Here is a 24,807-nt window from a genome sequence, read left to right as displayed (position 1 = left end):
GTCCGCCCCGATGTCGCCGAGTCATGCGAACTCGTGGCGATCGGCCGCCGATGGCCACGAGTTCGCATGGCTCGACGACCCGGACGGTGTCAGAGCATCGTGCGCAGGCGCTCGCGGCGGGCGCGGAGCACGTCGACCGACGCCGAGGCCGACGGCGGCCCGGGCACCGACTTGCGCAGCTGGGTGTGCACCACCGCGTGCGGCGTGGACGTCTTGGCCGACACCCGGCTGACCAGCCGGTTGATCTCCCGGCGCAGCTCGGCGGCGTCGCGCCAGGAGCGGCCGGCGTCGTCCTCCTCCGGGTGGTCCTCGACCGGGAAGAGGCCGCCGTCCTCGTCGTCGTCGTGGTGCGCGCGCTCGGCGATCCGGGCCCGCAGCTCGTCGTCCCGCTTGGCCAGCAGCGAGGCGGTCTGCTCGGCGGTGAGCAGACCCGGGATGCCGAGGAACTCCTCCTCCTCGGCGCCCAGCGACACGGTGGCCGGCCGGCCCTCGCCGGTGTGCGCCGTGCCGCCGTGCAGCACGTGCGCGAAGCGGGCGTCGGCCTCCAGCGCCTCGAACTGCCTGACGCCGTCGGGGGTCTCCCGCTCCTTGGGCGGCAGCGGGTCGAGGTCGAGCGCCTCCGGGTCCTGCGCCTTGGGCGGCGGCATGACGTGGTTGCGTTCCTTCTCCAGCGACGCGGCCAGGCCCAGCAGCGGCCGGACGGCGGGGAGGAACACGGTGGCCGACTCGTGCGCGGCCCGCGAGCGGACGACGCGGCCGACGGCCTGGGCGAAGAACAGCGGCGTCCGGTACGAGGTCATCCACGCGAGGACGGCGGCCCGCGGGACGTCGACCCCCTCGGAGATCATCCGCACGCAGACGGCGATCCGCGCCGACCCGGCCGCGAAGCGCTCGATCTTCTTCGAGGCCTTGGGGTCGTCGGACAGGATCAGCTCGGGCGCCTTGCCGGTCACCCGCTTGACGATGCGGGCGTAGGCGCGGGCGTCGTCCTGGTCGCTGGCGAGGATCAGCCCCGCGGCGTCGGGCATGCCGCCCTCCTCCCGCAGGTGCGTGATCCGGTCGTCCATGGCGGCGATCACGTGCGGCACCCACTGGCCCTTGGGGTCCAGCGCCGTCCGCCAGGCCTGCATCTCGACCGACCGGGTGCCGGCCTCCGACAGGGACGCCGCGACCACCTCTCCGGCGGAGTTCCGCCAGCGCGACGTCCCGGTGTACGCGGCGAAGACGACCGGGCGGACGACGTTGTCGGCCAGCGCCTCCTTGTAGCCGTAGGTGTAGTCGGCGCGGCTGACCAGGCCCATGCCGCCCTCGCCGTCGTCCCCCTCGAACCCGTCCTCCTCGTAGCGGACGAAGGGGATGCGCTCGTCGGCCTTGGTGCGGAACGGCGTGCCGGTGAGGCAGAGCCGGCGCGCGGCGAAGCCGTAGGCCTCCTCGATCGCCTCGCCCCACGAGAGGCCGTCCCCGGCGTGGTGCACCTCGTCGAGGATGACCAGCGTCTTCACCGCGGTGGCCCGGGCGGCGTGCAGCATCGGCTTGCCGGCGACCTGGGCGTAGGTGGTCACGTAGCCCTGGGTGCCGGCGCGCACCGGCCCGACGGCGTTGGTCAGCCCGGGGTCGAGGACGATGCCCATCCGGTCGGCCGCGTCGGCCCACTGCAGCCGCAGGTGGTCGGTCGGGCAGACGACGATGACGCGGGCGACCTCGCGGCGCTGCAGCAGCCGCGCGGCGAGGGTGAGGGCGAAGGTCGTCTTGCCCGCGCCCGGGGTGGCGGTGACGAGGAAGTCCTTCGGGGACTCCTGCTCGTACTCCTCCAGAGCGGCCTGCTGCCAGGCCCGGAGCGGTCGGCTGGTCCTCTGCGGGGCGACCGCCTCCGCACGTGCTGCACTCCCCATGTCGTGGGTCATCCTGCCTGCGCCGGAGGCAACACGCCCAACCGGCCACCTCCCGCGCGCCACCCGTCCGGCGTCGTATGGGGTCACGCGACGCCACCCTGACCTGCACGGACACCCGTGAGCGGTCGGGAGTGTGGCGATCGTCTCGAGTGGTGGGACGAGCCGTTCCGTCTCGCAGGCCCCAGGCGCCCCGCTCAGAGGTCAGCCGAGCGCGTCGTGTGCGCGCATCGCGGTCTCCGACGGTGCGAGACCACGATGCGCGCACACGACGCTCTGTCTCAGTCGGCGGGCTCGTCCACCCAGTCGGGGCCGTTGACCTCGCCGGGGCCGGCCAGGTCGGCGGCGTCGACGATCGTGTACGCGTAGCCCTGCTCGGCGAGGAACCGCTGCCGGTGGGCGGCGTACTCGCTGTCGAGGGTGTCCCGGCTGACGACCGTGTAGAAGTGCGCCTGCCGACCGTCGGCCTTGGGCCGCAGCACCCGGCCGAGGCGCTGAGCCTCCTCCTGCCGGGAGCCGAAGGTGCCCGACACCTGGACGGCGACGGCGGCCTCGGGCAGGTCGATCGAGAAGTTGGCGACCTTGGAGACCACCAGCGTGCGGATCTCCCCGGCCCGGAAGGCGTCGAAGAGCTTCTCCCGCTCGCGGTTGGTCGTCGACCCCTGGATGACCGGCGCGTCCAGGGCCTGGCCGAGCTCCTCGAGCTGGTCGAGGTAGGCGCCGATGACCAGCTTCTGCTCGTCGGGGTGGCGCTCCAGCACGCGGCGGATCACCGGCAGCTTGGACGACGCCGTGGCCGCGATCCGGTACCGCTCCTCGGGCTCGGCGACCGCGTAGGTCATCCGCTCCTCGTCGTCGAGGGACACCCGCACCTCGATGCACTCGGCCGGCGCGATGTAGCCCTGGGCCTCGATGTCCCGCCACGGGGCGTCGTAGCGCTTCGGGCCGATGAGGGAGAACACGTCGTCCTCCCGGCCGTCCTCGCGCACCAGGGTGGCGGTGAGGCCGAGCCGCCGGCGGGACTGCAGGTCGGCGGTCAGCCGGAAGATCGGCGCGGGGAGCAGGTGCACCTCGTCGTAGACGATCAGGCCCCAGTCCTGCGCGTCGAACAGGTCCAGGTGCCGGTACTCGCCCTTCCGGCGCGTGGTGATCACCTGGTAGGTGGCGATGGTGACCGGGCGGATCTCCTTGCGCTCGCCGGAGTACTCGCCGATCTCGTCCTCGGTCAGCGACGTGCGCGCGATGAGCTCGCGCTTCCACTGCCGCCCCGCGACGGTGTTGGTCACCAGGATCAGCGTGGTCGCCTTGGCCTCGGCCATCGCCGCCGCACCGACCAGCGTCTTGCCGGCGCCGCAGGGCAGGACGACGACGCCCGACCCGCCGGACCAGAAGCCCTCGACGGCCTCCTGCTGGTAGTCGCGCAGGTGCCAGCCGCTCTGGTCGAGCTCGATGGGGTGGGCCTGTCCGTCGACGTAGCCGGCGAGGTCCTCCGCCGGCCAGCCGACCTTGAGCAGCGCCTGCTTGAGCCGCCCGCGCTCCGACGGGTGGACGACGACGGTGTCCTCGTCGATCCGGGCGCCCAGCATCGGGGCCACCCGCTTGCTGCGGATGACCTCCTCGAGCACCGCGCGGTCGGAGGTGGTGAGCACGAGGCCGTGCACGGGGTTGTTGGCCAGCGTCAGCCGGCCGAAGCGGTCCATCGTGTCGGCGACGTCGACCAGCAGCGCGTGCGGCACGGGGTAGCGGGAGTACCGCACCAGCGCGTCGACGACCTGCTCGGCGTCGTGGCCCGCGGCGCGGGCGTTCCACAGCGCCAGCGGGGTGATCCGGTAGGTGTGCACGTGCTCCGGCGAGCGCTCCAGCTCGGCGAACGGCGCGATCGCCGCGCGGCAGTCGCGGGCCAGCGGGTGGTCGACCTCGAGCAGCAGGGTCTTGTCCGACTGGACGATGAGGGGTCCGTCGCTCACGGGAACCTTTCGGCAGCGGGCGTCCTGCCGGCACGGACGGCGTCGGCAGGGGGAGAGGGCGGCCGCGGGAGGGCCACCGTCACGGTAACGACGGGGACCGACAGGGCCTTCCCGGCGGCAGGCGTCAGATCCACTCCCGCAGCCGCAGCGGCGGTGGGTCCCCGCCCGGCCGCTGCAGCAGGACCTGGTCGACCCCCATCCGCCCGGCCTCGAAGGCCAGCGCGCTCGCGGCCATGTAGAGCCGCCACACCCGTGCCCGGCCCGGTCCGGTCAGCGCGACCGCGGCGTCCCAGTGCTTCTCCAGCCGCTCCACCCACGCCCGGAGGGTGAACCCGTAGTGCCTGCGGAGGGCCTCGACGTCGAGCACCTCGAGCCCCTGGCCCTCGAGGGCGGCCACCGTGCCGGCCAGGCTGAGCAGTTCGCCGTCGGGGAAGACGAACCGGGTGATGAACGTGTCGGGGTCGAAGTCGGGTACCCCCGCGTTCCAGGCGATGGCGTGGTTGAGCAGCCGGCCACCGGGGCGCAGCAGGTCGTGCAGCGCCCGCGCGTACCCGGGCATCCCGGCGGCGCCGACGTGCTCGGCCATGCCGATCGAGCTGATCGCGTCGAAGGGGCCGTCGGCCACGTCCCGGAAGTCCTGGACCCGGATCTCCACCCGGTCGGCCAGCCCGGCCTCGGCCACCCGGGACCGGGCCAGCCCGGCCTGCGCGGTGGAGAGCGTGACCCCGACGACCCGCGCCCCGTACCGCTGCGCCGCGTGCAGCGCCAGGCTGCCCCAGCCGCAGCCCACGTCCAGCAGCCGCGCCCCCGGCCCCAGGGCCAGCTTGCGGCAGACGAGGTCGAGCTTGGCCTCCTGGGCGGCGTCCAGTCCGGTGGCCGGGGACTCCCAGACGGCGCACGAGTAGACCATCGACGGGCCGAGGACCAGCGCGTAGAAGTCGTTGCTGAGGTCGTAGTGGTGGGAGATCGCGGCGGCGTCCCGCGCCCTCGAGTGCCGCCGGCCGAACCGCCGCAGCCGGACCTCCTCCGGCGGCGGGGCTGGTTCGGGCCCGAGGGCGCCGAGCGAGGCCGCGGTGCGCAGCAGGCCCGCCCGGTCCCGCAGCGACAACGGCGGCGCGTCGTCGGAAGCCAGCCGCCCGGTCGAGGACAGTGCCGAGAGCGTGTCGAAGACGTCGCCCTCCAGGTCGAGTTCCCCGGCCACGTAGGCGCGGCCCAGCCCCAGCTCGCCGGGCGACCACACCAGCCGGCGCACCGCGCGGCGGGAGCGCACGGCGATCACCGGGGCGCCGTCCGGACCGGCCAGGGACCCGTCCCACGCGCGCAACCGGACGGGCAACTCGTCGACGCCCAGGACCCCCTGCACGGCCGCGCCCAGGCGGGCCGCGACGGTCTGCTCGATCCCCATGACCGGGCAGCGTCGTGCGATCCGTTGCGCGAGGCAAGCGGTTGCGCCACCGGTCAGGACGAGGCGGCCTGCTCCCCGTCCTCGACCAGGGCCACCGAGGTGATGCGGTGGACGGCGAAGGTGCGGCTCTCCCCGCGGCGCTCGTCGTACCCCTGGAGGTACCCGCCGGCCAGCGACACCGGCTGCACGACCCGCTGGCTGCCGCTGCCCTGGGCGTCGACGTAGCCCAGCCACACCGGCACGCCCTCGCGGACGGCGCGGGAGAGCAGCTCCAGCGTGCCGGCGGTGGTCACGCCGGGCACCTGGCGCACCGCCTCGCCGCGGCGGGCGGCGAGGGCGGCGTCGCCGGCGCGGATCTCGCGGACCGTGGCGTCCACCTCCTCGCTGCTCAGCGGCCGCGGCGCCTGCGGGGCGGAGCTGCCAGGCCGGCGCCCGGCGGCGCGCGGCCGGGCCGGGGGCCGGGTGAGGACGGCGCCGCCGGGGGACTCGCCGGCCGGGGCGTAGCCCGCCGCGCGCAGCACGGTGAGCACCTCGTCGGCGCCGAGCACGCTGACCAGCACCCCCGGCGCCAGGCGGCGGAGCTCGGCCTCCGCCGTCCGCCGGTCGTTGAGCACCTGCGAGAGCAGCCCGTGGTCGTCGGAGCGCACGTAGCTCTCGATCGCGCCCACCCGCAGCCGGCCGTGCTGGCGGGCGACGTCGTCGACGAGGTAGTCCAGCGCCTGGGGGACCGGCGTCCGGGAGGCGCGGGCGAGGAACTCGTGCAGGTCGGTGGCCGACCACCCGGAGTCCAGCGCCCGCCGCACGCTGGACTCCGACACCCGGAACACCGTCGCCCCGCCGGAGGACTCGACGTCGGCGACGACGGCGAGGGTGTCGGCGAGCTCGGCCACCAGCGGCCCGGGAGCGATCAGGGACAGGTCGGGCTGGGCGAGCACGTGGTCGACCGGCTCCGGCAGCAGACCGCGCATCCCGTCGGCCGCCCCGTCCTCCCCACCCGTCAGCAGCCCGCGACCACCCGTGGAGAGCACCCCGCCGACCAGCACCCCCAACCGGGTGGCCTCGGTGAGGACGTCGGGCACCGGGGCCAGCCGGTCGGCGCGGCGCGGGGTCCGCCAGCGCAGCAGGGCCACCAGGTCGTCGGCGGCCAGGCCGGTGCCGGGCGGGTACTCGGCGAGGGTGGCCAGTGCCGACCGGCGGATCGCCGGCGCGGTGTGCCGCACCAGGTCGGGGGAGAGGGCGTTGACCGCCTTGCCCGAGACGTCGCGCTGACCGGCCAGCGCGGGCAGTCGGACGGCGTCCAGCCAGCCGGCGGCCAGCGTCGCCCACCGGTCGTGGAGGTCCTGCTCCCGCCACAGGTCGTAGGCCCGCGTGGGCAGCCACTCGTCGCGGTGCGGCCCGCCGACGTCGAGCAGCCCGGAGACGTGCGCGAGCTCCAGCAGCCAGCCGGCCTCCGGTTCGGTGACGTGCAGTGCCCGGGCCAGCCGCTTCTGGTCGCGGACCCCGATCCCGCCGCTGCGCAGGAGCCCGGCGGGCTCCTCCTCGAGCAGGACCAGGAGCTCGCCGACGCGGCCGATCGTCTCCAGCGCCGCGCCGGCCGACTGCCGGTCCACGACGGCCGGGTCGCGTTCCACGACCCCGGGCTCCGGACGCAGCCGGGGCGGGCCGAAGGGACGGCCGCCACGCAGCACCAGCCCGACCTCGCGTGGCAGTTCCACGTTGAGGGCGTCGATCCGGACGAGCAGGCCGCGCTGGAGCAGCCGCCGGGCGGGGGAGGGGCCGTTGCCGGGGGTGTCGGGCAGGTGGCCGACCGGACGGTCCCCCGCCAGCCGCTCGAGGACCTCGCGCTCCTCGGCCGACAGCTCACCGAGCGCTGCGGGCAGGTCGGCCGGCAGGGTCAGCCGCAGCTCGGCCGCCCGCCGGCCCAGCCCAGCGGGATACCGGACGGCGCGGCGCACCGGGTCGGGCGCGTGCAGGACCTCGTCGCCCCACAGCAGCGCGCGGGTCGCCAGCCGGTCGAGGCCGGTCTCCAGGACGTCGTCGGGGACCTCCGGGAGGGCGGCGGGCAGCTCCGCGGCCTCCACGCCGTCGGTGTCGGCCAGCAGCACCACGTCGAGCACCTGCAGCGTCGCGGCGTCCAGCTCGTCGAGGGCGCGGTCGACCGACACCGGCACCGCCAGCCGGCTGGCCAGGGCGACGACGTCGGAGGGAGCCGGCCGGGCGACGTCGGGGCGGGCCGCCAGGAGCGCGGCCAGCTGCTCGTCGCTGCGGGTGCGCAGCCACGCCGAGAGCGTGGCGGGGCGTTCGGCAGGCATCCGGTCCACGCTACGACGTCGCGGCCGGGTCCCGCCGACGTCGTCCGGACAGCCCCTCCCCGCCAGGTGGGTCGCGGTGCGCCAGCATGACCGGGTGCACCCGGCGGCCGAGGACCCCCAGACGCAGGCGGCGCTCACCGGCTACCAGGCCGGCGGGTGGCGGTGGCTGGCCGGCGGGGTGATCGCCGTGGTCCTGGGGGTGCTGCTCGGCGCGGCAGCGGTCGGCATCGCCGAGGACTCCGGCCGGCGGGTCCCGGGTGCCGGGCTGCTGGTCGTCGTGCTGGTCGTCGCGGGGACGGTCGCGGCCGTCGCGGGCGCCGGTGCGCTGCTCCGCCACCGGCGGTGGCAGCGGGCGCTGCGGCGGGTGCCCTGGCAGACCGGGGTGCTGCGGGTCGCCGGCCCGGCGGTGCTCGCGTTCGAGCCCGAGGGCTACGACGAGACCGACCCGTACGCCGCCCCGGTGCGGCTGCGGCTGGCCAGCACCGCGGTGTGGCGGACCCGCGCGGTGCAGCAGCTGCACGACGCGGTGGTCCGTGCCGCGCCCGTCGGACCGCGCGAGTGGGTGCTCACCGCCGACGGGCTGCCGACCGTCTACGGCGCCCGCGTGACCGGCCGGCGTCCGGCGCCCGGCTCCCCCTGCGAGGCGTAGTGCGTGCGTTCGGGGTATCGCTTCCGCGAAGATGTCCCCGACGCAGGCACCGCGCGGTGTCCGCACCAGAACGACGAGAGGCACGGCGAGATGGCCAAGCGGAAGACCAAGCACGCGCACCTGGTGGAGCCCACCTGGGGTCAGTCGGTGGACGGCGGCCCGCCGCTGACGGAGTTCACCGCCGAGCCGGCCGGTCCGCTCTCGCCCTTCGGTGAGGACCACGGGTTCCCGCTGCCGCCGAGCAAGATCCGGTACGCGCACCCGACCGACAAGCCCAACCGCGCGGGCGTGCAGGCGGTCGAGAGGTGAGCGCCCCCGCGCTGCCGTCCTACAGCAGCGGGACCTCCACGGTCCCCCTGCTCGGCGACACCATCGGGGCCAACCTCGACCGGACGGCAGCGCGGGTGGGCGACCACGAGGCGCTGGTCGAGTGCGCCACGGGTCGCCGGTTCAGCTACCCGCAGTTCGTCGCGGAGGTCGACGCGGTCGCCCTCGGGCTGGACGCGCTGGGCGTCGCCAAGGGCGACCGGGTCGGGATCTGGGCGCCGAACTGCGCGGAGTGGGCCTTCGTCCAGTACGCGACGGCCAAGCTCGGCGCGATCCTGGTCAACATCAACCCGGCCTACCGCACCCACGAGCTGGCCTACGTCCTGCAGCAGGCCGGCATCTCGGTCCTGGTCAGCGCACCGGAGTTCAAGACCAGCGACTACCGGGCGATGGTCACCGAGGTGCGGGACTCCTGCGCCGACCTGCGCGAGGTCGTCTTCCTCGGCTCCCCGGAGTGGGACCGGCTGGTGGCCACCGGGCGGGACGGCGACCGCGGGCTGCTCGCCGAGCGGGAGGCCCAGCTCTCGGCGGACGACCCGATCAACATCCAGTACACGTCGGGCACCACCGGCTTCCCGAAGGGCGCCACGCTCACCCACCACAACCTGCTCAACAACGGGTTCTTCGTGGGGGAGGGCTGCGGCTACACCGAGGCCGACCGGATCTGCATCCCGGTGCCCTACTACCACTGCTTCGGCATGGGCATGGGCAACCTGGCGGCCACCAGCCACGGCGCGACGATGGTGATCCCCGCACCCGGCTTCGACCCCGCGGCCACGTTGCAGGCGGTCCAGGAAGAGCGGTGCACGTCGCTGTACGGCGTCCCGACGATGTTCATCGCCGAGCTCGCGCTGCCCGACTTCGCTTCCTACGACCTGTCGAGCCTGCGGACCGGGATCATGGCCGGCTCCCCGTGCCCGGTCGAGGTGATGAAGCGGGTGGTCGCCGAGATGGGCATGACCGAGGTGACCATCTGCTACGGGATGACCGAGACCTCACCGGTCTCCACCCAGACCGGGGCCGACGACGACCTCGACCGGCGCACCTCCACCGTGGGCCGGGTGCACCCGCACCTCGAGGTGAAGGTCATCGACCCCGAGACCGGGCTCACCGTCCCGCGCGGCACCCCCGGCGAGTTCTGCACCCGCGGGTACTCGGTGATGCTCGGCTACTGGAACGAGCCGGAGAAGACCGCCGAGGTCATCGACGCCGCCCGCTGGATGCACACCGGGGACCTCGCGGTGATGGACGGCGAGGGCTACCTCAACATCGTCGGCCGGATCAAGGACATGGTGATCCGCGGCGGCGAGAACGTGTACCCGCGGGAGGTGGAGGAGTTCCTCTTCACCCACCCCGACATCATCGAGGCCCAGGTCATCGGGGTCCCCGACGAGCGCTTCGGCGAGGAGCTCATGGCCTGGGTGCGGCTGCGCGAGGGCGCCGCGGAGGTGACCGTGGAGTCGCTGCGGGAGTTCTGCGCCGGCAAGCTCGCCCACTACAAGATCCCGCGCTACGTGAAGGTCGTCGACGGCTTCCCGATGACGGTCACCGGCAAGGTGCGCAAGGTCGAGATGCGCGAGGTCTCCATCGAGGAGCTCGGCCTGCAGTCGGCCGCCGCCGTCCGCAACGCGTAGCCGAGTGCAGGAGTGCAGGGATCCTCCACTCCTGCCCTCCGCTAGACCGTCGCGGACACGACGAGGGCGCGGTGATCGGACAGCGGCAGGCGCACCGCCTCCGCCGGGCCGCTCCCGGCGATCGGGCCGCGGGCGAGCACGTGGTCGAGCTGGCGGGTCGGCGCGTCCACCGGGAAGGTCGGCGAGCCGGCGGCCAGGGGCTGCAACCCGCTGACCCGCACCGCCTGGGGCGCCTGCATGTTCAGGTCGCCCATGAGGACCAGCGGCTCGCGGGTCCCGGTCAGCGAGCGCACCAGCTTCGACAGCTGCAGCGCGCCCCACCCGGGGACGAACGACAGGTGGGTGTTGCAGACGGTGAGCTGGCCCGACGGGCCCTCGATGACGGCGGCGACGGCGACCCGCGGCTCGTCGCCGACCAGCTTCGGCCGGGGTGCCCCGCGGAACCACACCGGCACCCGGCTGCGCAGCGCCGGCAGCCGCACCACCCGCCACGACACCACCGGGTACCGGGACAGCAGCGCGATCCCGTAGGTCGCCGAGCCGGGCTGCTCGTCGCCGGTCGCCGCCATCCAGGTGCCGCCCGGCGTGCCGTGCAGCGCCGCCACGAACTGGGAGTCCACCGCACCCATCGCCTCCGCGGCGACCGCGGTGAGGTCCGCGCCCATCGAGCGCGGCTGGTCGCGGTCGACCTCCTGCAGGCCCAGGACGTCGGCGTCGAGGCTCTTCACCGCGGCGGCGAGCCGCTCGACGTCGACCCGGTCGTCGACGGGGGAGCGGCCGTGGAGGATGTTGAACGTCGCGATCCGCACGCTGGCTCCTGTGCCCCGGGAGCCGCCGTCCACACCGTCACGTTCCGACGACGCACGGTCGGGTAGCAGGGACCGCGTGCAGCCCTCGGACCGGGACGAGATCCGTGACCTCCTCAAGCGCGTCGCCGTCGCACTGAAACAGGGCGACGTCCCCTTCGCCCTCTGCGGGGGGTACGCGGCATGGGTCCGCGGCGCCCCCGAGCCCGACCACGACGCCGACTTCCTCGTCCCGGCCGCGGAGGCCGAGCGGGCGGCGAAGGTCATGGCCGAGGCCGGCCTGGAGGTCGTCGACCCGGCCGAGGACTGGCTGACCAAGGTGGTGCAGGGCAACTCGTTCGTCGACGTCCTGTGGCGCACCTGCGGGAGCCCGGTCGAGCTGGACCTCATCGAGCGGGCCGAGGAGCTGCCCGTGCTGTCGGTGCACATGCCCGTCCTCGAGGCGACCGACATCCTCGTCACCAAGCTGATGGCCCTCGACGAGCACTACTGCGACTACTCGCGGCTGCTGCCGGTGGCCCGCGCGCTGCGCGAGCAGGTGGACTGGGACCGCGTGCGCCGGGACGTGCAGGCCAACGACTTCGCCGCGGTCTTCCTCGTCCTGCTCGACCGGCTCGGGGTCGTGGAGCAGTCGGCCGGCGGGGACTGAGCGCGGCGACCTGCGCGGCAGCGTCATCGGACTGCCGCCGAAAGGGGGGCGTGGACGCCGACCGCGGCGACTAACCTGGGGGCAGCGGCGTCCGTGCCGCGCCCGTCCTCCCGGCCCGGTGCCGGGCCCGTCCGCGACCGACTGAGGGATCAACGTGCCCACCGGTAGAGTCAAGTGGTTCAACCCGGAGAAGGGGTTCGGCTTCCTCTCCCGCGAGGACGGTCCCGACGTCTTTGTGCACAAGGACGCCCTGCCGGCCGGCACGAGCGAGCTCAAGCCCGGCCAGCGGGTGGAGTTCGGCATCGTCGCCGGCCGCCGGGGTGACCAGGCGCTGCAGGTGCGGGTGCTCGACCCGCTGCCCTCGGTCGCGGCGGCGCACGCCGAGCGGACCCGCAAGAAGCCCGACGAGCTGGTCCCGATCATCGAGGACCTGATCAAGCTGCTCGACGACGTCTCCAACGGCCTGCGCCGGGGGCGCCACCCCGACCGGCAGGTGGCCCGCAAGGTCGCCTCGGTGCTGCGCGCCGTCGCGACCGACCTGGAGCACTGAACGGACCACCCTTCCCCCCACGCCTCGCATGCTCGGCGTGGGTCCCTGGAGGGTGGCCGTCCCAGTGCGTCACCAGGCGACCGGGACGATGCCGTTCCAGGACGTCACCGGGCTCGGCGCGGGTCCCTGAAGGGGAGCCGTTCCCTCACGTCACGGGGCTGGGGCGGGCCCTGCAGGGTCCCGCCTCAGCCGCCGGGGGGCGACTGCTCGGGCGTTGCGGTCGCCGTCCCGCCGCCGGAGCCGCCGCTGCGGAAGAACCCCACCGGCCACGCCCCGCTGAAGCCGTCGCACTCCTCGCCGGCGTCCTCGACGACCACCAGGTAGAACCCCGGCGGGACGACGTCGGAGGAGTTGATCTCGTCGAGGACGGTCGCGCCTGCGTCGGGATCCACCGTCCCGAGCTGCTCCTCGAGTCGGTCGTCGAAGACCTGCACGCTCCAGCCCCGCTCGGCCACCACCTGCGGCACGGTGATCCGGATCGTGGTGTCCTCTGGGACCTCGATCCGCGGCGGCTCGCGGTCGTAGCGCTGACCCTCGCCGTCCAGGCAGTACTGCGTCGGTGCGACGTCGACCTGCTGCGTCCCGGCCTGGACGACGACGTCCACCGGGCTCGCCGGCTCGTCGGAGCCGCAGCCCGCCACCCCGGCCACGAGCAGCAGCGCCGCCGGGGCGACGGCGCGCCTCACGCCGGCCACCGGTCGGCCGGCGCGGGCACCACCGGGTCGGCGACCGCGGGGGGCGAGGGCGCGGGCCGGCGGCGGGGCCCCCACAGGACCAGGCCCATGGCCAGCACGAGCAGGCCGGCGGCCACGGTGAAACCGAGCCAGCCGGTCGGTGGCAGGGCGATGCCGAGCGCGCCGCCGACCACCCAGGCCAGCTGCAGCATCGTCTCGGAGCGGGCGAACGCCGACGCCCGCAGGCTCTCGGGCACCTCGCGCTGGATGATCGCGTCGAGGGCCACCTTGCCGAGGGCGTTGGCCACCGCCGCGACGCCGGCGACCAGCGCCGCCATGGGGAGGCTGAAGAACACCGCCGCGACGACGGTCACCGCCGCCGCGGCGCCGGCCGACCACAGCACGATCGGGTCCGGGGCGACGCGGTGCAGCCGCGACCCGACCGCGGTGCCCACCACGCTGCCAACCCCCGCGGCGGCGGCGACCGCGCCGAGGGCGAGGGTGGCCTGCCAGCCGCCGTCGACGGTGGCCTGGACCAGGAACGCGGAGAAGATCGTGAGGAAGCCGCCGAGGCCGCGCAGGGCGGCGTTGGCCCGCAGCGCCAGCACCACCCGGGGGTTGACCGGCCGGCGCCGTCGGCCGGGGACCACCACCGGCACCGGCGCGGTCGTGAACACGTCGGCGGGCAGCTCCCCGGTCGGGACGTCGACGTGGCCCGGCAGCCGCACCGCGAGGACCGCTCCGACCGTGAACACCACCGCGGTCACCCACAGCTCCGGCGGGAACCCGAAGGCCCAGGCCAGCCCGCCGCCGAGCGCGCCGAACACCCCCGCGGTGAGCAGCCCGAAGACCGACGTCCGGGAGTTGGCCGAGGTCAGTGACATCGCGCTCGGCAGCACCCGCGGGACGACGGCGGCGCGCAGCACGTTGTGCGCCTTCGACAGCACCAGCACGCCGAGCGCCGCCGGGTAGAGCACCAGGTCGTCGTAGTGCGCGGCCATGACGAGGGCGAGCACCGCCCGGCCCAGCAGGCTGGCCGCCATCGCCCAGCGGCGGCCGCGCTGCAGCTTGTCCAGCAGCGGCCCGATGACCGGCGCGACGACGGCGAAGGGCGCCATGGTCACCAGGAGGTAGAGCGCCACGTTGCTGCGCTGGGCATCGGTCGTGGCGGCGAAGAACAGCGTCCCGGCCAGGGACACGGCGATCATCGCGTCGCCGGCCATGTGGAGGGCGTTGACCCACAGCAGGTGGGTCAGCCCGCTCTCCCCGGCTCCGTCGGCGCGGCTGGCCGTGTGCACCCGGCGCACGGCCGCACCGGTCAGCTGCCGCGTGCGGGCGGCGGCGACCCGGGTGACGGTCAGCTTCCGGGGCATCGGGGGCGGCGGCGGGGGAGTGGCGGCCGGCTGCTCGTACCCACCGGGCAGGACGGCGGTCGGCGGCTGGGACTCGCCGGCCGGGGGACCGCCGGTCCAGGGCGGCGGCGCGGCAGGCTGTGGCCGGGTGTCCGGCCGGCCGGCCCTGAGCGGTGTGGTGTCCATGCCCTCCGCGCCCGGTGGCAGCGGGTGCCGGCGCGGGGTGCCGCGACGGGCACCGAAGGGGCGTGAGCTGGGCACCTCCCCATCGTGCCGCACCTCCCTGGGCGCGCGGTCGAGCGTCCGCCCCCGTGCCGTCGGCGTCGCCGTCGCGTCAGGGACAATGGTGCCGTGGCCGACTACCCCCACCCCGCCGGCGCGGGGCGCGACGTGCTGTCCGCGGCGGTCGAACAGGCCCGGGCCGCGGCGGTCGAGACCGCCGGTTCCCCCGACCTGGTCGGCGAGCACCTGGGGGTCTCCCTCGAGCCGCTGGCCGACGGTGCCGCGCACCCGGTCGACCCCGCGGCGCTCGGCGAGGTCGTCACCCACTCCTTCGCCAGCGAGGTGCCCGGGTACGTCGGCTGGCACTGGGCGGTCACGCTGGCCCGGGTGCCCGGCGAGGACGTCGTCACCGTCGACGAGGTGGTCCTGCTGCCCGGCGAGCAGGCGCTGCTGGCCCCCGCCTGGGTGCCGTGGCACGAGCGCCTGCGGCCCGGCGACCTGTCGGTCGGCGACGTGCTGCCCTCGACCGAGGACGACCCGCGGCTGGTGCCCGCCTACACGACCGACGACGACGCCGACGACGACCCCGAGGGCGCGGTCGTCGCCCGGGAGGTCGGGCTCGGCCGCGAGCGGGTGATGTCGCAGCAGGGACGCAGTGAGGCGGCGGCCCGGTGGAGCGCCGGGGAGTACGGCCCGCGCTCGGCGATGGCCCGGCACGCGCCCGGACCGTGCGGTACCTGCGGGTTCTTCCTCCCGCTGGCCGGCTCGCTGCGGCACGGCTTCGGCGCCTGCGGCAACGTCTACTCCCCGGCCGACGGGCACGTGGTCACCGTCGACCACGGCTGCGGAGCGCACAGCCAGGCGACGCTGGTGGCCGAGGACGCGACCGAGGTCGTGACGTCGGCGCGGTACGACACGGGCGCCTTCGACGTGCTGTGACACGGCGGCCCTCCGGACCGCACCAGGGCTGTCACGAGCCATCCCCGGCCGGCACTGAGCCCCGGCGCCGGAGTGTCAGTCCTTGCGGCCGAGCTGGCCCTGCAGGCGCATGACGGTCAGCCCGACGCCGGCCAGGGCGATGCCCGCGACGCAGGTCCAGGTCCACACCCGGTCGACGCGGTCGCCGAGCAGCAGGAGGACGACGAGGGCGACGACCCACAGCGCCGTGCAGGCGAGGACCACGCGGACCGTGTCCACCTGCAGCGGTGGTGGGGCCGGTTTCGTCGGAGCGGGCACGTCCCGACCCTAGGCCCCGGCTGACCGCCCGGCGTGCACGTGCCCGGAACGTGCGTGTGGCACGCTGTCGCCGCTCGTTGCAGTCCGCACTGGTCGGCCGGCGCGCGCTTCCCCCGCCGCCCGCCCGCCCGCCACCCGCCTGTGGAGTCCCTCATGCCCGACAAGTCCCGCCCCTCCGGGGCCAGCAACGCCACCGCGGGGAACGGCGGCACCCCGGCCGACGTCGCCGCGTCGCGGACGCCCCGCCGCAGCGACGGGCCGCGGGTGAAGCCGAAGAACGGCCTGGACCGCTACTTCGCCATCAGCGCCCGCCGGTCCACGGTGGCCCGCGAGATGCGCGGCGGCCTGACCACGTTCTTCACGATGGCCTACATCGTGGTGCTCAACCCGATCATCCTGTCCGGCGCCGACGTCACCGGTGCGTCGCTGCCCTTCGCCTCCGTCGCCGCGGTCACCGCGCTCATCGCCGGGGTCATGACCATCGTCATGGGCGTCGTCGGCCGGTACCCCTTTGCGCTGGCCACCGGGCTGGGCATCAACGCGATCGTCGCCGTCTACGCGGCCACCCAGCTGTCCTGGCCAGAGATCATGGGTCTGGTCGTCCTCGAGGGCCTGCTGATCACCGTCCTGGTGCTCACCGGCTTCCGGCGGGCGGTGTTCGAGGCGATCCCGCCGCAGCTGAAGACGGCGATCGCGGTGGGCATCGGCTTCTTCCTCACGATCATCGGGCTGGCCGACGCCGGCGTCATCCGCCCCGGCAACCCGCTGATCAGCTTCGGCGTCGGCGGCCAGCTGGCCGGCTGGCCGCTGCTGGTCTTCGTCGTCGGCCTGCTGCTGACCAGCGTCCTGGTGGTGCGCAAGGTGAAGGGCGCGCTGCTCATCGGCATCGTCGTCGCCACCGTGCTGGCGATCGTCATCGAGGCCGTCGCCGACATCGGCCCCCGCTTCGGTGCCGACGGCGCGGAGAACGCGCGCGGCTGGGCGCTCCAGGTGCCGACGCTCCCCGAGGAGGTGGTCAGCGCGCCCGACCTGTCCCTGGTCGGCAACTTCTCGCTGTTCGGCGGCTTCGAGCGGATCGGCGTCATCGCCGCGCTCCTCATCGTCTTCTCGATCATGATCGCCGACTTCTTCGACACCGTCGGCACCGTGACGGCCGTCGGCGCCGAGGGCGACCTGCTCGACGAGAAGCGCAACCTGCCCGGGTCGCAGCCGGTCCTGCTCGTCGACTCCCTGGCAGCCGCGGCCGGTGGGGCGGGGAGCGTCTCGTCGAACACCACCTACATCGAGAGCGCCTCCGGTGTCGCAGACGGCGCGCGCACGGGCCTGGCCAGCGTGGCCACCGGCGTCCTGTTCCTGCTGGCGATGTTCTTCACGCCCCTGGTCCAGATCGTCCCGTCGGAGGCGGCGGCGCCGGCGCTGGTGATCGTCGGCGCGCTGATGATCAGCCAGATCCGCCACCTGGAGTGGGACGACATGTCCCTGGTGATCCCGGCCTTCCTCACCATCGCCCTGATGCCGTTCACCTACTCGATCACCAACGGCATCGGCGCCGGCGTGGTCAGCTACGTGCTGCTGCGCGCGGTGACCGGCCGGGCGCGACAGGTGCACCCGCTGATGTGGGTCATCACGGTGCTCTTCCTCGTCTACTTCGCCCTGGAGCCGCTGCAGCAGCTGTTCTGAGCCGCGCGGCCCAGGATCATTAGCTAGGCTGAGGATCGTGAGCCGGACGACGCTGGACACCGCGGCGCTGGCCCACGACCTGCGGCTCGCGGTGATGCGGTTCTCCCGCAGGCTGCGCAACCAGCGGGTCGACGAGTCGGTCACCCTCACCCACCTGGCGGCGCTGTCCACGCTGAAGCGGCACGGCCGGATGAGCCCGGGGGAGCTCGCGGCCCACGAGCGGGTGCAGCCGCCGTCGATGACCCGGGTCGTCGTCGCGCTGGAGGGGATGGGCCTGGTCACCCGGAGCCCGCACCCCACCGACGGCCGGCAGGTGGTCATCGAGCTCACCCCGGCGGCCGAGGAGCTGCTGACCGTCGAGGCGCGGGCACGGGAGGCGTGGCTGGCCGGGCGGCTGCACGAGCTGACGGCGGAGGAGCGGGCGGTGCTGCGCGAGGCGTCGGCGATCATGGACAAGCTGGCGAGTGGGTGAGCGGACGACCCGACCGTGGAGGCATGTTCCGGTCACTGCGGGTGCGCAACTACCGGATCTACGCCTCGGCCAACCTGGTCAGCCTCACCGGCACGTGGATGCAGCGGATCGGCCAGGACTGGCTGGTGCTCCAGCTCTCCGGCGACAGCGGCGTCGCCCTGGGCCTGATCACCGCGCTGCAGTTCGGGCCCACCCTCCTGCTGAGCATGTACGGCGGCGTGCTGGCCGACCGGTACGCCAAGCGCCGGGTGCTGGTCCTCACCCAGGCCCTCATGGGGCTGCTGGCGCTGGTCCTCGGGGTCCTGGTGGCCGCGGACGGCATCGCTCTCTGGCACGTGTTCGTCCTCGCCGGGGCGCTGGGCGCGGTGTCCGCGATCGACGCGCCGGTGCGGCAGGCCTTCGTCTCGGAGATGGTCGGGCCCGAGTACCTGGCCAACGCCGTCAGCCTCAACTCGACCATCTTCAACGGGGCACGGCTGGTCGGCCCGTCGGTCGCGGGGCTGGTCATCGGCGCGGCCTCCGGTGACACCGCGCCGGCGTTCCTGGTCAACGCGGCCAGCTTCGCCTCCACCATCGGGGCGCTGCTGGCCATGCGGGCCGACGAGCTGCACCCGAGCCCGCCGGTGGCGCGGGGGAAGGGGCAGCTACGGGAGGGGCTGACCTACACCTGGGCGCACCCGGACCTCGTGCTGGCGATGGGCCTGGCCTTCGTCCTGGGCACCTTCGCCTTCAACTACCAGGTCACCATCGCGCTGATGGCCCGTGAGGTCTTCGACCTGGGGGCGGAGGCCTTCGGGCTGCTCTCCACCTGCTTCGCCGTCGGGTCGCTGTCCGGCGCCCTGCTGTCCACCCGCCGCAGCGCGCGGCCGCGGCAGCGCTTCCTGGTCGGAGCGGCGATCGTCTTCGGCCTGCTCACCATCGCCTGCGGTCTGGTGCCCGGGTACTGGTCCTTCGCGGTCCTGCTGGTGCCGACCGGGGCGGCCGGCCTGGTCTTCAGCGTGGCCAACAACAGCTTCGTGCAGCTCGGGGTCGACCCCCAGGTGCGCGGCCGGGTGATGGCGCTGTACTTCATGTGCTTCATGGGCGGCACGCCGCTGGGTGCGCCGCTGATCGGCTGGGTCTCCGAGCACCTGGGCGCCCCCTGGGGCCTGATCCTCGGTGGGGCGGTCGCGGTCGTCGCCGGCATCGGGGCGGCCGCCTGGCTGGCGCGTGGGCGGCGGGTGCGCCTGGAGGCCCGGGTGTCCCCGCCGCGGCTGCAGCTGCACGTGGGTCCTCGGCCCGGCGTGCCCCGGGTGCCGGTGCGCCCGGCCGCGGAGGCCACCGCGGGGCAGGCAGCCGACCGGCCCGCGGCCAGGGGCTGACCCCGTGACCGCCCCCGCTCGCGGACGTACGGTGTCGCCACGCGCCCGTCGAGTCGTCCGCGGAGGCGGCATGGCTGCTTCGTTGCTCACCCTGGGGTCCATCGTCGCCGGGGTGGTCGGTGCCGTGGGGCTGCTGGGCTGGCTCGCCCGCCTGGTGTTCGGGGGTGCCCGGCTGCCGGTGCGGCGCCAACGGGCCGCGCCGGCGCCCCAGCACCGGCCGATCGAGGTCGTCGCCGCCGACCTGCGCCGGCTCGCCGCCCAGCTGGCCCGGGTGCCCGCCGGTGCGCCGATGGCCCGGCGCCGCGGCCTGCAGGCCGCCTACGACGACGTCCTGGAAGAGGCCGCGCTGATCCTCGAGGTGCCACACACCCTGGCCGGCCGGCCTCCCGGGTCGGCGCGCGACACGGAACGGCTGCGCCTGCAGACGGCCCTGACCGACGCGGGACTGGTGGTGCGCGACTGAGCGCCGCCGAGGCCGGCCCGCGGGGATCCCGGCTGTTCTTCGCCGTCACGCCGCCGGCTGCGGCACGCGAGGACCTCGACCGCGCGCTCGAGCCGCTGCGCACCGCCCCGGGCGGACCCCGGTGGACCGCACCCGAGCGCTGGCACCTCACCCTGCTGTTCCTGGGCCGGGTCCCCGACGAGACCGTGCCGCCACTGGTCGAGGGGGCCGGCCCCGCGGTGGCGGCCACGCCGCCGCTCACGCTCCGGCTGGCCGGGGGCGGCCGGTTCGGCTCGCGGCGCCGCCCCTCGGTGTGCTGGGTCGGCGTCGCCGGGGACGGCGACGTACTGGGTGCCCTGGCCGCGCGGCTGGCCCGCGTGGCCCACTCGCTCCGGCTGCCGGTCGAGGACCGGCCGTTCCGCGCGCACCTCACCCTCGGCCGCTGGCGGCCCGGACGCCCCGGCGACGGCGACCTGCCCGACCGGCTGGCCGGCTACCGCGGCCCGAGCTGGCCGGTGACCGAGGTGGAGCTGCTGGAGAGCCACCTCGGCCCCGCACCACGCTACGAGCGCCGGGCGGCCTGGCCGGTCGGCTGACCGCGGTCGAGGCTGCGCCGACGACCCGGAAAGCGCCCTGGCAGTCTCGGGGCCGTGCCGCAGCCCCGTCCCGAGCCGTCCGAGTTCGACGCCGCCACCGCGGTCTCCCGCACCGAGGGCGGTGGGCTGACCGCCGAGCTCGACCCGGGGTGGGACGTCGGGCCCGGCATCCTCAACGGCGGTTACCTGCTCGCGGTGGTCGCCCGCGCGGCGCTGACCGCGAGCCAGCACGAGCACCCGGTGGCGCTGTCCGCGAGCTTCCTGCGGGCCACCCCGGCCGGCCGCGCCTCCCTGACGGTCACCCCGGGCCCGGCGGGCCGGACGCTGGCGCACGCCGCCGTGCTCCTCACCGGCGCCGACGGCCCCACGCTGTCGGTGCAGACGACGACGGCGACGCTCACCGACGAGCCGCCCGCGTACTCCGCCGCCCCGCCGCCGGAGGCCACCCCCGTGCAGGACTGCCTCCCCGCCGTGGACGACGGCACGTCGGCCCACCCCCTGCCACAGGTGGGCCTGCGGACGCGGGTGCACACCCGGCTGGACCCGACGACCGCCGGCTGGGCGACGGGCCGGCCCGGGGAGGAGCCGGTCGTGCGGGGCTGGGTGCGGCTGGCCGACGGCCGGGACCCCGACCCGCTCGCGCTCCTGCTCTTCGCCGACGTCCTCCCGCCGACCAGCTGGGCGGTCGGCCGGTTCGGGTGGGCGCCGACCGTGCAGCTGCAGGTGCTGGTCCGCGCGCTGCCGGCGCCGGGGTGGTGCCTGGTCGAGGCGCGGGCCGGCGAGGTCGCCGGCGGCTGGCTCGACGAGGACTACCGCATCTGGGACTCCACCGGCCGGCTGGTCGCGCAGAGCCGCCAGCTGGCGCGCCTGCCGCGCTGACCGTGCTCGGCGGTTCCCCCGCCACGGTCCCGACGCCCTGATCGCGGACGGGCCGTGCCTTGGCAGGATCGACCGCGTGCCCGCCGCGCCTGAGCTCATCACCGACCCGGACGACGAGCGGGTGGCCGACTTCCGCGACCTCAAGGCCGGCGACCGCCGGCCGGGCACCGAGCGGGGGACCGGACCGGTGATCGTGGAGGGGGTCCCGGCGGTGGAGCGGCTGCTGGCCTCCCCGTACCGCGTCCGGGCGGTCTTCGGCGTGCCCGGCCGGGTCGCCGCGCTGGGCCTGCCCGAGGGCGTCCCGGCCTACGAGGCGGACAAGTGGGTGCTGTCGGAGGTGATCGGCTTCCGGCTGACCCGTGGCGTGCTGGCCTCGGCCGACCGCCGCCCCCCGGCCGACCTCGAGGCGCTGCTGTCGGGTCCGGACCCGGCCGCGCCGCGCCGGCTGGCGGTCCTCGAGGCGCTCAACGACGCGGAGAACCTGGGCTCGATCGCCCGGTCCGCCGTCGCCCTCGGGGTCGACGGTCTGTTGCTGGACCCGCGCTGTGCCGATCCGCTCTACCGGCGCTCGGTGCGGGTCTCGATGGGGCACGTCCTCGCGCTGCCGTTCGCCGTCCTGCCCGACTGGCCGGCCGGGCTCGAGCGGCTGCACGAGGCGGGTTACCTCACCGTCGCGCTCACCCCTGCGCCGGACGCCGTGGACCTCGCCGAGGTCGACCCGCGCGCCCACCCGCGCACCGCCGTGCTCCTGGGCGCGGAGGGGCCGGGGCTCAGCCCGGAGGCGCAGCAGGCCGCGCGGGTCCGGGCGCGGATCCCGATGCGGGCCGGCGTCGACTCCCTCGGCGTGGCCGCGGCGGCCGCGGTCGCCTTCGCCAGCCTCCGCTGAACGAGGACCCCCGTGCAGCGGCCGTCAGCCGCGCAGGCTGAAGCGGGCCAGCAGGGCGCGGGCGTCCTCGGCGCGGGCCGGGTTGCACATCACGTCGTACCGGCCGGCGATGATGGTGCTGGTGCTGGTGAAGTCGCGCCGTCCGCGGGTGGCGGCGTAGCCCATCGCGCCGAACAGCGCGCCGAAGACCAGGCCGATGAGCAGGCCGGACAGCACCGAGCCGATCCAGTTGCTGCCGTCTTCGGCGAAGATGCCCAGCAGCAGGCCGACGAACAGGCCCCACCACGCGCCGGCCGCCGCGCCGGCCCCGATAGCCCGGCCCCAGGTCAGCCGCCCCGTCACCCGCTCGACCTGCTTGAGGTCCGAGCCGATGATCGTGACGTTCTCGACCGGGAACTTCTCGTCGGCCAGGTAGTCGACGGCGGCCTGGGCCTGCTCGTAGCTGTCGTAGGACCCGACCTGCACGCCGCCCAGCGGCATGGACACCGACGCTGACATGGGCACCTCCTACCCCTGGGGCAACGGCGGACACGTCCGCCCTGTTCCGGAGCGGGGTCAGCGGTGGCGGCGGACCCCGAAGACGATGTCCTCCCAGGCCGGGATGCGGGCGCGCGGGTCCTCGTCCTCGTCCCCGCCCGGTCGGCCCAGGACGACCGTGTCGTGCTCGGCGATGTCGTCGTCGAACTCCGGGTCGGTGCGCCGCTCGCCGGTGCGCGAGTCCTGCGGCAGGACCGGGCGCACGTGCTCGTCGTCGGCGTCCTCGTCCGACGCCAGCCGCGAGGAGGCCGGGGCGGCGACCCCGTCGTCGTCGGGGACGACGGCGACCGGCCGGCTCCGGTGCCCCGGGGCAGTCCGCTCGGCCGGCACGTCCGGGACGACGCGGACGAGGCGGGTGCCCTCGGCGAAGTCCGTGGTGGCCGCATCGACGGGGGTGACGGTGCGGGCGGCGGTGTCGTAGGCCCAGCGGGTGAGGCCGGACTTGGCGCCGGCCTGCCAGGCGGCCGTGACCTGCCAGGTGCCGTCGGAGGCGCGGAAGGCGTCCCAGCGGACGGCGTCGAGGTCCGCGCCGAGCAGCCGCAGCCGCTCGGACATGAACTGCTGCAGGGGGACCGCCGGCGTGCCGTCGGAGAGCCGGACGCGGGCGTCGCGGGCCTGCTCGGCGACCCGCTCGCGCTCCTGCAGCACCGGGTGGGCGAACCGCATGATCCGCTCGACTCGGATGCCCGAGGCCTGCGCGACCTGCTCGGGGGTCTCGCCGGCGCGGATGCGGGCCTGGATGACCCGCGGGGGCAGGCTGGCGCCGATCTCGACGTCGATCTGGCCCAGCCGGCGGGCGTCGCCGCGGGCGGCGGCGCGGACCCGCTCGTCGATGGGCAGCTCGAACCGCTCGCCCTCCTCCCCGGGCTCGGCGCCGTCGAGGGCCAGCACCAGGCTCTTCCCGTCGTCGGAGAGCGCCACGAGCCGCAGCGTGCGCATGGGCGGCCTCCTGGTCATCTGCACGGGTCGGGCGGGTCGGCCGGCTCGGGAGAGACGGCTCCGGTGCACGAGGCTATCCGCGCGCGCGAGGACCCGTCGGCAGGCTCGCCCGGCGTGGCGCGACTACGCCACTCCCAGCGGAGTGCAGGAGCGCAGGGAACCCGTACCGCTGCACTCCGCTGCGACGGAGTCCCCTCAGAGCTCCCCGACGACGAAGTCGATGCAGGCGGTCAGCGCGCTGACGTCGTCCGGGTCGACGGCCGGGAACATCCCCACCCGCAACTGGTTGCGGCCCAGCTTCCGGTAGGGCTCGACGTCGACGACGCCGTTGGCCCGCAGCACCTTCGCGACCTGTGCGGCGTCGACGGACTCGGCGAAGTCGATCGTCCCGACGACGAAGGAGCGCTCGTCGGGGTTGGCGACGAACGGCGTCGCGAACTCCGACTGCTCGGCCCACCCGTACAGCCGGCGCGAGGACTCCTGCGTGCGGGCCACGGCGCCGGAGAGGCCGCCGAGGGACAGCAGCCAGCGGATCTGATCGGCCAGCAGGAACAGCGTCGCGACGGCGGGGGTGTTGTAGGTCTGGTCCTTGCCGGAGTTGTCGATGGCGATCGACAGGTCGAGGAACCCGGGGACCCAGCGGCCCGAGGCCTTGATCTCGGCCACCCGCGCCAGGGCGTCGGCGGACATCAGCGCGACCCACAGCCCGCCGTCCCCGCCGAAGTTCTTCTGCGGGGCGAAGTAGTAGACGTCGGTCTGCGAGACGTCGACCGGCAGCCCCCCGGCGGCGCTGGTGGCGTCGATGAGCACCAGCGCGTCGTCGGCGCCCGCGGGCCGCTGCACCGGGGCCATCACGCCGGTCGAGGTCTCGTTGTGCGCCCACGCGTAGACGTCGACGCCGTCGGCGGCCTTCGGCAGCGCCAGCGACCCGGGGTCGGCCTTCGCGATCACCGGGTCGGCGAGGAAGGGCGCCTCGGCCACCCCGGAGGCGAACTTGGCCGAGAACTCGCCGTAGGTGCCGTGCGCGCTGCGCTCCCGGATGAGCCCGATGATCGCCGCGTCCCAAAACGCCGTCGTCCCGCCGTTGCCCAGCACGACCTCGTAGCCGTCGGGCAGGTCGAACAGCTGGGTCAGCCCCTCGCGCACCTGGCGGACCAGGCCCTTGACCGGCGCCTGGCGGTGGGAGGTCCCCATGAGGGTGGCGCCGCTGTCGGCGAGTGCCTGGAGCGCCTCGGGACGGACCTTCGACGGACCGCAGCCGAACCGGCCGTCGGCCGGCAGCAGGTCGGCGGGGATGGTGATGCTCATCCGGGGGGAGTGCCTCTCGGGGTCGGGGTCCTCTG

24 protein-coding genes are annotated in these 24,807 nt (G+C 75.1%); 13 read left to right on the top strand and 11 right to left on the bottom strand.

Annotation, left to right across the window (positions count from 1 at the left end; genetic code table 11):
- Nucleotides 1-89: 89 nt before the first annotated feature.
- The 4 genes from ACI79C_RS13425 to ACI79C_RS13410 all read right to left on the bottom strand — a co-directional run bounded on the left by ACI79C_RS13425 (nucleotide 90) and on the right by ACI79C_RS13410 (nucleotide 7,573).
- Nucleotides 90-1,892: a DEAD/DEAH box helicase gene (locus ACI79C_RS13425; RefSeq protein ID WP_456946156.1), complete on the bottom strand. Its 1,803-nt coding sequence runs from the start codon at nucleotides 1,890-1,892 to the stop codon at nucleotides 90-92.
- Nucleotides 1,893-2,170: 278 nt separating this feature from the next.
- Nucleotides 2,171-3,856 carry a DNA repair helicase XPB gene (locus tag ACI79C_RS13420; protein ID WP_456946155.1) on the bottom strand — a complete coding sequence of 562 codons (1,686 nt, stop codon included), beginning with the start codon at nucleotides 3,854-3,856 and terminating at the stop codon, nucleotides 2,171-2,173.
- 124 nt (nucleotides 3,857-3,980) lie between these two features.
- Nucleotides 3,981-5,261 (bottom strand): class I SAM-dependent methyltransferase, encoded by a 1,281-nt coding sequence (locus ACI79C_RS13415; protein ID WP_456946154.1) that lies wholly within the window; start codon nucleotides 5,259-5,261, stop codon nucleotides 3,981-3,983.
- Nucleotides 5,262-5,314: 53 nt separating this feature from the next.
- Nucleotides 5,315-7,573, bottom strand: a complete 2,259-nt coding sequence (locus ACI79C_RS13410; RefSeq protein WP_456946153.1) for a helicase-associated domain-containing protein — start codon at nucleotides 7,571-7,573, stop codon at nucleotides 5,315-5,317.
- 76 nt (nucleotides 7,574-7,649) lie between these two features.
- Between ACI79C_RS13410 and ACI79C_RS13405 the strand changes: the two genes are divergently transcribed.
- The 3 genes from ACI79C_RS13405 (at nucleotide 7,650) to ACI79C_RS13395 (ending at nucleotide 10,183) form a co-directional block, all read left to right on the top strand.
- Nucleotides 7,650-8,222: a hypothetical protein gene (locus ACI79C_RS13405; RefSeq protein WP_456946152.1), complete on the top strand. Its 573-nt coding sequence runs from the start codon at nucleotides 7,650-7,652 to the stop codon at nucleotides 8,220-8,222.
- Nucleotides 8,223-8,312: 90 nt separating this feature from the next.
- Nucleotides 8,313-8,531: a hypothetical protein gene (locus ACI79C_RS13400; RefSeq protein WP_456946151.1), complete on the top strand. Its 219-nt coding sequence runs from the start codon at nucleotides 8,313-8,315 to the stop codon at nucleotides 8,529-8,531.
- Nucleotides 8,528-10,183 (top strand): AMP-binding protein, encoded by a 1,656-nt coding sequence (locus ACI79C_RS13395; RefSeq protein WP_456946150.1) that lies wholly within the window; start codon nucleotides 8,528-8,530, stop codon nucleotides 10,181-10,183. The genes ACI79C_RS13400 and ACI79C_RS13395 overlap by 4 nt, the downstream gene beginning before the upstream one ends.
- 41 nt (nucleotides 10,184-10,224) lie before the next feature.
- Here ACI79C_RS13395 and ACI79C_RS13390 read toward each other — a convergent pair whose 3' ends face one another.
- The gene (locus ACI79C_RS13390; protein ID WP_456946149.1) at nucleotides 10,225-10,992 is read right to left on the bottom strand and encodes an endonuclease/exonuclease/phosphatase family protein; all 768 of its coding nucleotides are present in this window, start codon (nucleotides 10,990-10,992) and stop codon (nucleotides 10,225-10,227) included.
- 76 nt (nucleotides 10,993-11,068) lie between these two features.
- Between ACI79C_RS13390 and ACI79C_RS13385 the strand changes: the two genes are divergently transcribed.
- Together ACI79C_RS13385 and ACI79C_RS13380 are read left to right on the top strand one after the other, a co-directional pair.
- Nucleotides 11,069-11,638, top strand: a complete 570-nt coding sequence (locus tag ACI79C_RS13385) for a nucleotidyltransferase family protein (protein ID WP_456946148.1) — start codon at nucleotides 11,069-11,071, stop codon at nucleotides 11,636-11,638.
- Nucleotides 11,639-11,792: 154 nt separating this feature from the next.
- Nucleotides 11,793-12,188, top strand: coding sequence for a cold-shock protein (locus ACI79C_RS13380; protein ID WP_456946147.1), 396 nt, complete (start codon nucleotides 11,793-11,795; stop codon nucleotides 12,186-12,188).
- A 185-nt stretch (nucleotides 12,189-12,373) separates the two neighbouring features.
- Here the strand turns inward: ACI79C_RS13380 and ACI79C_RS13375 are convergent, their stop codons facing one another.
- Both ACI79C_RS13375 and ACI79C_RS13370 read right to left on the bottom strand, forming a co-directional pair.
- Nucleotides 12,374-12,874, bottom strand: a complete 501-nt coding sequence (locus ACI79C_RS13375; RefSeq protein ID WP_456946146.1) for a DUF2771 family protein — start codon at nucleotides 12,872-12,874, stop codon at nucleotides 12,374-12,376.
- Nucleotides 12,871-14,475: an MFS transporter gene (locus ACI79C_RS13370; protein ID WP_456946145.1), complete on the bottom strand. Its 1,605-nt coding sequence runs from the start codon at nucleotides 14,473-14,475 to the stop codon at nucleotides 12,871-12,873. Before ACI79C_RS13370 ends, ACI79C_RS13375 begins: the two co-directional genes overlap by 4 nt.
- Before the next feature lie 90 nt (nucleotides 14,476-14,565).
- Here ACI79C_RS13370 and ACI79C_RS13365 point away from each other — a divergent pair, with 90 nt between their 5' ends.
- Entirely contained in the window at nucleotides 14,566-15,375 is an 810-nt protein-coding gene (locus tag ACI79C_RS13365; protein ID WP_456946144.1) for a DUF3027 domain-containing protein, read from the top strand.
- A 75-nt stretch (nucleotides 15,376-15,450) separates the two neighbouring features.
- Here ACI79C_RS13365 and ACI79C_RS13360 read toward each other — a convergent pair whose 3' ends face one another.
- Complete coding sequence (locus ACI79C_RS13360) at nucleotides 15,451-15,672, bottom strand: DUF2530 domain-containing protein (protein ID WP_456946143.1); 222 nt, start codon at nucleotides 15,670-15,672, stop codon at nucleotides 15,451-15,453.
- A gap of 153 nt (nucleotides 15,673-15,825) precedes the next feature.
- On the opposite strand from ACI79C_RS13360, the gene ACI79C_RS13355 reads away from it, so the two are divergent.
- The 7 genes from ACI79C_RS13355 (at nucleotide 15,826) to ACI79C_RS13325 (ending at nucleotide 21,988) form a co-directional block, all read left to right on the top strand.
- Nucleotides 15,826-17,352: an NCS2 family permease gene (locus ACI79C_RS13355; protein ID WP_456946142.1), complete on the top strand. Its 1,527-nt coding sequence runs from the start codon at nucleotides 15,826-15,828 to the stop codon at nucleotides 17,350-17,352.
- Between the two features lie 37 nt (nucleotides 17,353-17,389).
- Entirely contained in the window at nucleotides 17,390-17,824 is a 435-nt protein-coding gene (locus tag ACI79C_RS13350) for a MarR family winged helix-turn-helix transcriptional regulator (RefSeq protein ID WP_456946141.1), read from the top strand.
- Between the two features lie 23 nt (nucleotides 17,825-17,847).
- Entirely contained in the window at nucleotides 17,848-19,185 is a 1,338-nt protein-coding gene (locus tag ACI79C_RS13345) for an MFS transporter (RefSeq protein WP_456946140.1), read from the top strand.
- Nucleotides 19,186-19,255: 70 nt separating this feature from the next.
- Nucleotides 19,256-19,648, top strand: coding sequence for a hypothetical protein (locus tag ACI79C_RS13340; RefSeq protein ID WP_456946139.1), 393 nt, complete (start codon nucleotides 19,256-19,258; stop codon nucleotides 19,646-19,648).
- Entirely contained in the window at nucleotides 19,645-20,223 is a 579-nt protein-coding gene (gene thpR, locus ACI79C_RS13335) for an RNA 2',3'-cyclic phosphodiesterase (RefSeq protein WP_456946174.1), read from the top strand. The genes ACI79C_RS13340 and thpR overlap by 4 nt, the downstream gene beginning before the upstream one ends.
- Nucleotides 20,224-20,277: 54 nt before the next feature.
- The gene (locus tag ACI79C_RS13330) at nucleotides 20,278-21,102 is read left to right on the top strand and encodes a thioesterase family protein (protein WP_456946138.1); all 825 of its coding nucleotides are present in this window, start codon (nucleotides 20,278-20,280) and stop codon (nucleotides 21,100-21,102) included.
- A gap of 76 nt (nucleotides 21,103-21,178) precedes the next feature.
- Entirely contained in the window at nucleotides 21,179-21,988 is an 810-nt protein-coding gene (locus tag ACI79C_RS13325; protein WP_456946137.1) for a TrmH family RNA methyltransferase, read from the top strand.
- Between the two features lie 24 nt (nucleotides 21,989-22,012).
- On the opposite strand, the gene ACI79C_RS13320 is transcribed toward ACI79C_RS13325, so the two are convergent.
- The 3 genes from ACI79C_RS13320 to serC form a co-directional block, all read right to left on the bottom strand.
- Complete coding sequence (locus ACI79C_RS13320) at nucleotides 22,013-22,486, bottom strand: general stress protein (RefSeq protein WP_456946136.1); 474 nt, start codon at nucleotides 22,484-22,486, stop codon at nucleotides 22,013-22,015.
- A gap of 57 nt (nucleotides 22,487-22,543) precedes the next feature.
- Complete coding sequence (gene sepH / locus ACI79C_RS13315; protein WP_456946135.1) at nucleotides 22,544-23,464, bottom strand: septation protein SepH; 921 nt, start codon at nucleotides 23,462-23,464, stop codon at nucleotides 22,544-22,546.
- Nucleotides 23,465-23,659: 195 nt separating this feature from the next.
- Nucleotides 23,660-24,772 carry a phosphoserine transaminase gene (gene serC / locus ACI79C_RS13310; RefSeq protein WP_456946134.1) on the bottom strand — a complete coding sequence of 371 codons (1,113 nt, stop codon included), beginning with the start codon at nucleotides 24,770-24,772 and terminating at the stop codon, nucleotides 23,660-23,662.
- Between the last annotated feature and the right edge of the window lie 35 nt (nucleotides 24,773-24,807).

Source organism: Geodermatophilus sp. SYSU D00697 (assembly GCF_054050175.1).
This window is presented reverse-complemented; position numbering and strand designations above follow the sequence as displayed.

Coding starts and splice junctions, on each gene's coding strand:
- ACI79C_RS13355 (WP_456946142.1), top strand. CDS start 15,826: ATGCCCGACAAGTCCCGCCCCTCCGGGGCCAGCAACGCCACCGCGGGG.
- sepH (WP_456946135.1), bottom strand. CDS start 23,464: ATGCGCACGCTGCGGCTCGTGGCGCTCTCCGACGACGGGAAGAGCCTG.
- ACI79C_RS13415 (WP_456946154.1), bottom strand. CDS start 5,261: ATGGGGATCGAGCAGACCGTCGCGGCCCGCCTGGGCGCGGCCGTGCAG.
- ACI79C_RS13345 (WP_456946140.1), top strand. CDS start 17,848: ATGTTCCGGTCACTGCGGGTGCGCAACTACCGGATCTACGCCTCGGCC.
- ACI79C_RS13320 (WP_456946136.1), bottom strand. CDS start 22,486: ATGTCAGCGTCGGTGTCCATGCCGCTGGGCGGCGTGCAGGTCGGGTCC.
- ACI79C_RS13400 (WP_456946151.1), top strand. CDS start 8,313: ATGGCCAAGCGGAAGACCAAGCACGCGCACCTGGTGGAGCCCACCTGG.
- ACI79C_RS13410 (WP_456946153.1), bottom strand. CDS start 7,573: ATGCCTGCCGAACGCCCCGCCACGCTCTCGGCGTGGCTGCGCACCCGC.
- serC (WP_456946134.1), bottom strand. CDS start 24,772: ATGAGCATCACCATCCCCGCCGACCTGCTGCCGGCCGACGGCCGGTTC.
- ACI79C_RS13340 (WP_456946139.1), top strand. CDS start 19,256: ATGGCTGCTTCGTTGCTCACCCTGGGGTCCATCGTCGCCGGGGTGGTC.
- ACI79C_RS13425 (WP_456946156.1), bottom strand. CDS start 1,892: ATGGGGAGTGCAGCACGTGCGGAGGCGGTCGCCCCGCAGAGGACCAGC.